This is a genomic window from Pseudomonas sp. GD04158, assembly GCF_029834875.1.
GTDB lineage: Bacteria > Pseudomonadota > Gammaproteobacteria > Pseudomonadales > Pseudomonadaceae > Aquipseudomonas > Aquipseudomonas hydrolytica.
Genome location: NZ_JAODYT010000110.1, coordinates 1 through 9,209, shown reverse-complemented (window position 1 = coordinate 9,209; position 9,209 = coordinate 1). Strand labels below are relative to the sequence as shown.

Annotated in this window: 10 protein-coding genes; 8 read left to right on the top strand and 2 right to left on the bottom strand. The window is 67.1% G+C overall.

What is annotated here, in order from left to right; all coding sequences use genetic code 11:
• From N7333_RS22755 to N7333_RS22735, 5 genes are all read left to right on the top strand, one after another.
• The coding region (locus N7333_RS22755; protein ID WP_279859427.1) for an MFS transporter at nt 1-741 on the top strand (741 nt) is incomplete at its 5' end.
• Between the two features lie 30 nt (nt 742-771).
• Nucleotides 772-1,542, top strand: coding sequence for an alpha/beta fold hydrolase (locus N7333_RS22750; RefSeq protein ID WP_279859426.1), 771 nt, complete (start codon nt 772-774; stop codon nt 1,540-1,542).
• The gene (locus N7333_RS22745) at nt 1,529-4,582 is read left to right on the top strand and encodes a sensor histidine kinase (protein ID WP_279859425.1); all 3,054 of its coding nucleotides are present in this window, start codon (nt 1,529-1,531) and stop codon (nt 4,580-4,582) included. Before N7333_RS22750 ends, N7333_RS22745 begins: the two co-directional genes overlap by 14 nt.
• On the top strand, nt 4,579-5,220 hold the full coding sequence (locus N7333_RS22740) for a response regulator transcription factor (protein WP_012018906.1): 642 nt from the start codon (nt 4,579-4,581) through the stop codon (nt 5,218-5,220). Before N7333_RS22745 ends, N7333_RS22740 begins: the two co-directional genes overlap by 4 nt.
• Nucleotides 5,221-5,306: 86 nt before the next feature.
• Nucleotides 5,307-5,873: an AraC family transcriptional regulator gene (locus N7333_RS22735; RefSeq protein WP_279859424.1), complete on the top strand. Its 567-nt coding sequence runs from the start codon at nt 5,307-5,309 to the stop codon at nt 5,871-5,873.
• Here N7333_RS22735 and N7333_RS22730 read toward each other — a convergent pair whose 3' ends face one another.
• Complete coding sequence (locus N7333_RS22730) at nt 5,874-6,476, bottom strand: glutathione S-transferase family protein (protein WP_090428332.1); 603 nt, start codon at nt 6,474-6,476, stop codon at nt 5,874-5,876.
• A 105-nt stretch (nt 6,477-6,581) separates the two neighbouring features.
• Nucleotides 6,582-7,739, bottom strand: coding sequence for a PLP-dependent aminotransferase family protein (locus N7333_RS22725; protein WP_279859423.1), 1,158 nt, complete (start codon nt 7,737-7,739; stop codon nt 6,582-6,584).
• 167 nt (nt 7,740-7,906) lie between these two features.
• On the opposite strand from N7333_RS22725, the gene N7333_RS22720 reads away from it, so the two are divergent.
• The 3 genes from N7333_RS22720 to N7333_RS22710 all read left to right on the top strand — a co-directional run.
• The gene (locus N7333_RS22720) at nt 7,907-8,344 is read left to right on the top strand and encodes a MarR family transcriptional regulator (RefSeq protein WP_012018910.1); all 438 of its coding nucleotides are present in this window, start codon (nt 7,907-7,909) and stop codon (nt 8,342-8,344) included.
• Nucleotides 8,345-8,539: 195 nt separating this feature from the next.
• On the top strand, nt 8,540-9,058 hold the full coding sequence (locus N7333_RS22715; RefSeq protein ID WP_003243715.1) for an RNA polymerase sigma factor: 519 nt from the start codon (nt 8,540-8,542) through the stop codon (nt 9,056-9,058).
• On the top strand, nt 9,055-9,209 hold a 155-nt coding region (locus N7333_RS22710), incomplete at its 3' end, for a FecR/PupR family sigma factor regulator (RefSeq protein WP_279859428.1). The genes N7333_RS22715 and N7333_RS22710, both read left to right, overlap by 4 nt.

The window sequence follows — 9,209 nt, the reverse complement described above, 5'->3', positions numbered from 1 at the left end:
CTGCTCTACGCCCTGGTGCTGCTGGCCCTGGCCAGCCTGCGCCACTTCGCCGCCCTGCTGCCGGTGATGCTGCTCAGCGGCGCGGCGTGGATCGCCGTGCTGTCCAGCCTGCAGGTCGCCGCGCAGACCTCGGTACCGGACTGGGTAAGGGCGCGCGCCCTTTCCATCTATATCCTGGTGTTCTTCGGCAGCATGGCCGCCGGCGGCGCGCTGTGGGGCTTCGTCGCCAGCCAGGCGTCGATTCCCCTCGCCCTGTTCGCCGCGGCCGGCTGTCTGGCGCTGGGCGGGCTGCTGACGTCGCGCTTTCCGCTGCCGGTTACCGAAGCCGAGGATCTCGCCCCTTCGCTGCACTGGCCGGCGCCGATCCTGGCCGACGAAGCCGACCTCGAGCGCGGCCCGGTGATGGTCACCCTGCACTACGACATCGCGCCGGAACATGCCTCGGCCTTTCGCCAGGCAATGAGCGAGGTGGCGCGCATGCGTCGGCGCAACGGTGCGTTCTCCTGGGGTCTGGTGCAGAGCAGCGAGAACCCGCGCCACTGGCAGGAGTTCTTCTTCGACGAGTCCTGGCTCGAACACCTGCGCCACCACGGCCGGGTGACCCGCGCCGAGCAACGCATCGAGGCGGCGGCCAGGCAGTTCCAGAGCGCCGGGGTCGCGATACGCATCGACCACTTCCTGATGCCGGGCAAGCAGGCGCCAGAGCATTCGGACATGCAGCATGCCCACGGTCAGCCATGACGGCACAGCAGCGACTGGACGCTCACCGCCATGAGCCGCCAGGCCCTGTTCATTCACGGGACCTGGCTCACCCCGCTGATCTGGAGCCGCTTTCGCCGTCGTTTCGAGGCCTGCGGCTACAGCTGCAGCGCGCCAGCCTGGCCCTCGCTCGACACCGACCTGGCACGCCAGCGCAGCCAACCGCCGAGAGCAATGACCCGCCTGAGTGTCGCGGCCCTTCTCGCCCATTACGAAGAGCACCTTCGCACCTTCGCACACCCGCCGCTGCTGATCGGCCACGACCTTGGCGGCCTGCTGGTGCAGTTGCTACTCGACCGCGGCCTGGGCAGCGCCGGTATCGCCATCGCACCGCCGGCCCAGGGCGGGCTGGAAGGGTTGCGCGACAGCGGGCCCTGGCTGCTGCGCCGGACGCTCTGCCGGGGCGTGCTGCACATGAGCCCGCAACATTTCGTGCGCAACATGGCGCAGACGCTGACGCCGGAACGGCAAGCCGCTGCATACGCGCGGCATATCGTGCCGGCACCGGCCCGGGTATTCTTCGACAACGCGCTGGGCATCGGTAGCCGTATCGACTTCAGCAACGCCAATCGTCCGCCGCTGTTGCTGATCGCAGCGGGCGCGGACCGCACCGTCCGCGCCAGCACTGTCGCGGCGGCCTATCGACGCCACCGGGGCTCGACGGCCGTCACCACGTTCAAACATTTCAGGGGCTACAGCCACTGGCTGATTGCCGAACCGGGTTGGGAAACAATTGCCGACTACTGCATCGAATGGGCACAAGACCAGCTTGGACGCTTCTGAGTCGCCACTCGCCTCGCCGCTTCAACATCTGTTCGCGGCACTGGCTCTGCTGTGCCTGCTCATCTGGGCCACCGCTCGCGCCCACGGCAGCGAACTGGAACAGCGCTTCGAACATCGCCGCTGGACGCACAACGACCACAGCCCCAGCCAGATCGGCGCACTGGCGCAGACCCGCGACGGCTATCTGTGGCTCGGCACCCATGATTCGCTGTACCGCTTCGACGGCCTCGACTTCACCCGCTACCTCGCTGCCGATGGTCAGGAACTGGGCATAGTCTCCACCCTGCTGGCCAGCGACCAGGGTCTGTGGGTCGGCCTGCGCAATGGCGGCGTGCGTCTGATCGACGCCGAGGGCGAGGTCGCGGCCGCCTTCGACCTGGGCCGCGGCACCATCTACGCCCTGGCGCAGAGCGCCGACGGTCAGCTCTGGGCCGCGGCCAACGATGGCCTGCTGCGCTTCGATGGGCAGAGCTGGCAACAGCTTTCCAGCGAAACCGGCTTCGTCGGCACGAACGCCTATGCCCTGCTGATCGATAGCAACGGCCGGCTATGGGTGGCCGACGAGCAACGCCTCTATACGCTGGAGCCCGGCGCCCGGACGCTGCGCGACAGCGGCATCGCGGTCAGGCGTCCCCGCCAGATCGTCCAGGCCCCCGATGGCGCGCTGTGGCTGGCCGAACGCGACGGCGAGTCGGTACTGCGGCTGGATACCTCGACCGGGCAGGCCATTCGCATCGAGGTCGGCGAGTCGGTCAATGCCCTGCTGTTCGACCAACGGGGCGCTCTGTGGCTGAGTACCGCCGGCCACGGCCTGCTGCATGCGGCGCAGCCGAATCGCCATGAATCGGGCGGTTTCGGCACTCTCGAACGTTTCTCCGCCCGCGACGGGCTCAGCTCCGACCTCGTTGCGCCGCTGCATCAGGACAGCGAAGGCAGCCTCTGGGTAGGCACCCACGATGGTCTGGATCGCCTGCGCGACCGGCCGCTGCAACCAGCGGGCCTGCCCGCCAATGCACAGAACCTGGCCCTGGTGGCGGATCAGGCCGGCACGCTCTGGGCCGGCAGCAGCAACCTGCCGGTGATGCGCCTGGATCGCGACGGTCTGCAGCATCTGCCGCTGCAGACGCCGATCAGCGCCACCGCCCGCGACAGCCAGGGCAACGCCTGGCTGGCCGGCCCGCAGGGCATCTGGCGCAGCGAGGGCGCAAGCCTGCAGAAGGTCGCCGAGCTGCCGGTGCAACGCAGCCTGGACTCCGCGGTGCGCGCCATGCTGGTGGATCGCCAGGGCGAGCTGTGGCTGTCGGTCAATCGTCAGGGCCTGTTCGTCCTGCGCGACGGGCGCTGGCACGGGCTGCCGCCGCCGAGCGCCAAGCCGGCGCAGCAGATGCCGGTCAGCGCCGCCCTGGCCCCCGATGGCGGCCGCTGGTTCGGCTATCGCGACAACCTGCTGGTCAGCCACGACGACGGTGGCGAACGCCACTGGGGCGCGGCAGAAGGCCTGGATGTCGGCCATGTGACCGCCATGGCCCATCTGCCTGGGCATGCCTGGGTCGGCGGCCAGCGGGGCCTGGCGCGCTTCGACGGGCAGCGCTTTCAGCGTCTGCCGCTGCCGGACAACGGTCTGTTCGACAACCTCTACGCCATCGTCCCGGTGCAGGTCGAAGCGGGCGAAGATCTCTGGCTGCAGGGCAAGGGCGGCATCTTCCAGCTGCCCGCCGCGGAGATCGCCCAGGCCCTGGAAAATCCGGCGCATCACATCCGCTACCGGACCTACGCTGCGCAGGGAGGCCTGGCCAATGATCCCCATCAGGTATTGCCGCTGCCCACAGCGGTGCGCGTCGGCGATGACCAGCTGTGGTTCGTCACCCGCAACGGCGTGGTCGGTCTCGACCCACGGCGTACCCAGCAGGCAAGCGCGCCGCCGCGCGTACGCATCGAATCGCTGGTGGTGGATGGCGCCGCACTGCCGACCAGTACAAGCCCCGTGCTGCCGTCGAGCAGCCAGCGCCTGATCATTCACTACGGCGCGCTGAGCCTGTCGGCGCCCGAAGGCCTGCACTTTCTCTATCGCCTCGACGGTTTCGATCACACCTGGCATTCCGCTGGCCGTCAGCGCCAGGCCGTCTATACCGATCTACCGGCAGGCGACTACCGCTTTCGGGTACGCGCCCTCAACCAGAACGGCGTACCCAGCGAACGCGACGCCGAACTCGACTTCAGCATCGGCCCGGTGTTCTACCGCCAGCCGTGGTTCCTGCTGTCGCTCGGCATCGCCCTGCTCGGCGCCCTGCATCTGATTTACCGCAGCAACATGCGGCGCGCCGCGGAGCACCTGCGCACGCGTCTGGAAGAACGCCACGAGGAGCGCGAGCGCATCGCCCGCGAGCTGCACGACACCCTGCTGCAGGGTGTGCAGGGGCTGATGCTGCACGTGCAGGCCGCCGCCGACAGCCTGCCTGCCGAACAGCCCAGCCGCGGCCTGCTGGAAAAGGCACTGGACCGCGCCGACCAGGTGATCAACGAGGGGCGCGAGCGGGTGCGCGACCTGCGCAACGTACGTCAGGCCTCTGCCGACCTGCCCAAGGCACTACGCGAGCTGGAGCATTTGCTCGATCATCCGGGCGTGGCCTATCGGGTCGAGGTAAAGGGCACGCCCCTTGCGCTGCATCCGGTGGTCCACGATGAGCTCTACCTGCTGGCACGCGAGGCCGTCGGCAACGCCTTTCGCCACGCCCACGCCAGCCTCGTGCAAGTGCAGCTGGACTATGACCCGCGTCAGTTCGAACTGCTGGTGACCGACGATGGCCGCGGCATTCGCGCCGATCAGCTGGATAGCAGCAAGGCCCTCGACCACTGGGGCCTGCAAGGCATGCACGAACGCGCCGCCAAGATGAGCGCCACCCTCGACATTCACGGCATCCACGGGAGTGGCAGCCAGGTGCATCTGACCCTGGCCGGCGAACTGGCCTATCGATGCGGAGAGCCTCCCGCCCGCCGCCGGCTACACTGGAAAAGATTCAAGAGGAGCCCGCGTCCATGAGCATCGCCACCCCCATCCGCGTTCTGGTCGCCGATGACCACCCGCTGCTGCGCGAGGGCATCGCCGCCGTACTGACGGCGCAGGCGGATATCGAACTGGTGGGCGAGGCCGGCGATGGACAGGAGGCGCTGGACTGCTTCCGCCGCCTGCGCCCGGACGTCACCCTGATGGACCTGCAGATGCCGCGCATGAACGGCATCGAGAGCATCCAGGCCATCCGCAGCGAATGCCCGAGCGCACGCATCGCCATCCTCACCACCTACCGCGGCGACGTACGCGCCCTGCATGCCATCCAGGCCGGCGCCCAGGCCTACCTGCTGAAAAGCAGCCTGCGCAAGGAGCTGGTCGAGACCATTCGCCTGGTAGCCGCGGGCAAGCGCCACATTCCAGCGGAGATCGCCGCCGAACTGGCCGAGCATATCGGCCAGCAGTGCCTCAGCCCCCGCGAGGTCGAGGTACTGCAGGCGGCGGCGCTGGGCTATTCCAACCGCGACATCGCCCTGCAACTGCGTATCACCGAGGACACGGTGAAGGGGCATATGCGCCTGATCATGGACAAGCTCGGCGCCAACAATCGCACCCACGCCGTGGCCATTGCCGTGCAGCGCGGCGTTCTCGAGGTCGGCCCCCCACTTTAGTGTTCCCCCTCTTCCCCTCCTTGTGAGCTGGGCGCCGACAGCTCCACCGCGCATGCTCTGTCTCTGACCAGACAAGGAGGCTTCACATGGGCTCGCTCGGAGAAACTCAGGGCATCGCGCCCTGTCTGGCAAAGGCGCTGGACGATGCTCGGACGCTGGCACGGATCGCCGACCTGCTGGCCGATGCAGGAGCGGCCCTGCAGCACGACACCCTGCGCGCCTACGTCTACCTCGACCAGGCCATGGAGCTGCTGCGTCAGGCAAACAGCGGCGTCGAGAGCGGCCCGCGCCATGCGGCGGGACTGAACCGCTGGCAAACGCGGCGTCTGGACGAATACATCAGCCGGCATCTGGATATGCCGATCCGCACCTGCCACCTGGCCGCCCAGCTCAACCTGAGCAGCAGCCACTTCTCCCATGTGTTCAAGCAGACCTTCGGCATCACGCCGCTGGCCTACGTGGCGCGCAAGCGCATAGAAGCGGCCCGGGCGATGATGCTGACCACCGATCAGCCACTGACGCAGATTGCCCATGCCCATGGCTTCTGCGATCAGTCGCACTTCACCCGCACCTTTCGCCGCGAGACCGGAGTCAGCCCGTTGCTGTGGCGGCAGCGCTGCGCCGCGAAGGCGCAGGCTGCCTCCGAGGGTTGATCAGCCCAGCATGGTCACATGACGCGGATGGCTGGCCACACGCTCGAGCCAGGCGCGCACGGCCGGGAAGGCTTCGAGGCTGAAACCGCCCTCATCGGCCACGTGAGTGTAGGCATACAGGGCGATATCGGCGATGGAGTAATGCTCGCCGACCAGATAGGGCGTGCGTTCGAGCTGTTTTTCCATCACCTTCAGGGCCTTGTAGCCGAGCTTCAGGCAGCGCGCGTGTTCCTCGCGGCGCTCCTCGGGCATGCCCTGGTAGAGCTGGATGAAACGCGCCACGGCAACATAGGGCTCATGGCTGTACTGCTCGAAGAACTGCCATTGCAGCACCTGGGTGCGCAGGCGCGGCTCGCGGGGCAGGAAGTCGCTACCATCGGCGAGGTAGTTGAGGATGGCGTTGGACTCCCACAGGCAGGTGCCGTCGTCCAGCTCCAGCACCGGAATCTTGCCGTTGGGGTTCTTGGCCAGGAAGGCTTCGCTCTGCGTTTCGCCCTTGAGAATGTCGATAGGCACCCACTCGTAGGGTTTGCCGAGCAGATGCAGCATCAGCTTGACCTTGTAGCAGTTGCCCGACCGGTAATCGCCGTAGACCTTGTACATCGCATTGCCCTCCCCGTGTTTCCTTGTGTTTTCGTAGGAGCCGGCTCGCCGGCGATCCGCCGCAGCGAGAGCGTCGCCAGCTAGTTGCTCCTACGCTACAAACCTCTACTTCGCCTGCGCCTCTCGAATCACCGCCGCCAGTCGGCGCAGCCCCTCACCCAGGCGCTCCGGCGCCACATGGCTGAAGTTCAGTCGCAGGTGACCCGGGTTGGCATCCGGGTCGATGAAGAACGGCTCGCCCGGCATGAAGGCGACGTTCTGCGCCAGCGCCGCATCGAGCAGCGTGCGGGTGTCCAGCGGCTGCTTGAGGGTCAGCCAGAAGAACAGGCCGCCCTGCGGGATCTGCCACTCGGCCAGCTCGCCGAAGTGCTCCAGCAGCGCGGCCTGCATGGCGTCGCGGCGGATGCGGTAGAAATCGCGCAGCTCGGCCAGGTGGCCACGGTACTGCTCGCTGCCCAGCCACTGCAGCGCCTGCCACTGACCGATGCGGTTGGTGTGCAGGTCGGCCGACTGCTTCAGGCGCAGCAGGTGCGGGTACAGGTCCTTGGTGGCGATCAGGTAGCCGACGCGCAGGCCCGGCAGCAGGGTCTTGGATACGGTGCCAGTGTAGATCCAGCTGGCCTTCTGTAGGCGGCTGACGATGGGCGTGGCGCTGCCGGCGTCGAACACCAGCTCGCGGTACGGCTCGTCCTCGATCAGGGTCACGCCGAACTCGTCGAGCAGCGCCGCCACCGCTTCGCGCTTGGCTTCGCTGTAACGGGTGCCGGACGGGTTCTGGAAGGTCGGAATCAGGTAGGCGAAAGCCGGCTTGTGCGTTTCCAGACGCTGGCGCAGCGCGGCTAGCTCGGGGCCATCGGCCTCCTGCGGCACGCTGATGCAATCGGCGCCGAACAGCTGGAAGGCCTGCAGCGCGGCCAGGTAGGTCGGCGCCTCGAGCAGCACCTCGGTGCCCGGATCGATAAACAGCTTGGAGGCCAGATCCAGCGTCTGCTGCGAGCCGCTGACGATCAGCACCTGGCTGGCCTCGCAGGGCACGCCCAGAGCCCGCGCCTCGGCAGCGATGGCTTCACGCAGCGCCGGCTCGCCCTCGCTCATGCCGTACTGGCCCATGCTCGCCGGCATCTCGGCCCAGTCCACCTTCGGCAGCATCGGCTCGGCCGGCAGCCCACCGGCGAAGGACATCACCTCCGGACGCTGCGCCGCGGCGAGAATTTCACGGATCAGGGAGCTTTTCAGGCGGGCGATGCGTTCGGAGAAGGCCATGGGATGTCCTGGGGTGCAAATGTCATTGGAATTAAGTCAAACTGCTTGACCGAAACTACGACGCCGCCCAGAGATACGTCAATATGACTGACCTAAAAAATTTCCCCGAGAAATTTTTATCCTCGCCCAGCGACGGCCCGCAGGGTGGCCGCACCGGGTGGCAGGCGATGAAGAACCCCGCCGTGCAGCAGGCGGCCATGGAGGCTTTCTTCTTCGGCTACCAGGCCTTCACCGCCAAGCCCGACGAGATGCTGGCCAGGCGCGGCCTGTCACGGGTGCACCACCGCATCCTGTTCTTCATCGCCAAGTATCCCGGGCTGAGCATGAAGGAGCTGCTGGGCTACCTGGGCGTGAGCAAGCAGGCGCTGAACACGCCACTGCGCCAGCTGATGGAAATGCACCTGGTGCAGAGCGAGGCGGCAGAAGACGACAAGCGCAAACGCCTGCTCGGCTTCACCGCCGAAGGCGCCAAGCTGGAACAGGCCCTGCGTCGCGAGCAGGCGCGACTGCTGCAACGGGTGTTCAGCGAAATGGGAGAAGAAGCCGTACAGGGCTGGCTGGCCGTCAATCACGCCCTGGCCCGCAGCCGCCAGGAACGTACGTAGCCACCGCCGCCATGTCCCGCTCGTGGAAGCGTTGCTCGCGAAGCATTCGTTCGCGGGCATCGCAGCTCCTACCGATTCAGCCTCCCCCCTTGCATTCCCCTGCACCGCCGGTCATTTCGGCAATTGCGCGCAACCATGACCTCTGCAATCATATGCGAATCATTATCACCTTAACTTAGATCTCGCGAGGTGCGCGTGTCGGTTCAGGATTCCAGCAATCAGCAGTTGGTCGGCCTGCTTTACCGCGACCATCGCGACTGGCTGTTCGGCTGGCTGCGCAAAAGTCTGAACTGCACGCAGCGCGCCGAAGACCTGAGTCAGGACACCTTCGTGCGCCTGCTCGGCCGCCCGGACCTGCACAGCCCGCGTGAACCTCGTGCCTTGCTCACCACCATCGCCAGGGGCTTGCTGATTGACCAGTTCCGGCGCAGTGCGCTGGAGCGCGCCTATCTCGAAGAACTCGCTCTGGCCCCCGAGGCCCTGCAACCGAGCCCCGAGGAACAGGCGCTGGCGCTGGAACAGCTGAGCGAGATCGATCGTCTGCTCGGACACCTGTCGAGCAAGGCGCGCGCCGCCTTCCTCTACAACCGCCTGGACGGTCTCGGCCATGCCGAGATCGCCGAGCGTCTGGGCGTATCGCCCTCGCGGGTGCGCCAGTACCTCGCCCAGGGCCTGCGCCAGTGCTACATCGCGCTGTATGGAGCGCCGCAATGAACCGGGTATCGGCGCGCGCCCTGGATGAGGCCATTGCCTGGCAGCTGTGCCTGGACTCCGGCGAGGCCAGCGAACAGCAACGCCAGGATTTCGCCCGCTGGCTGGCGGCCCATCCCGAGCATGGCCTCGTCTGGCGCAGGCTCGGCGGCAT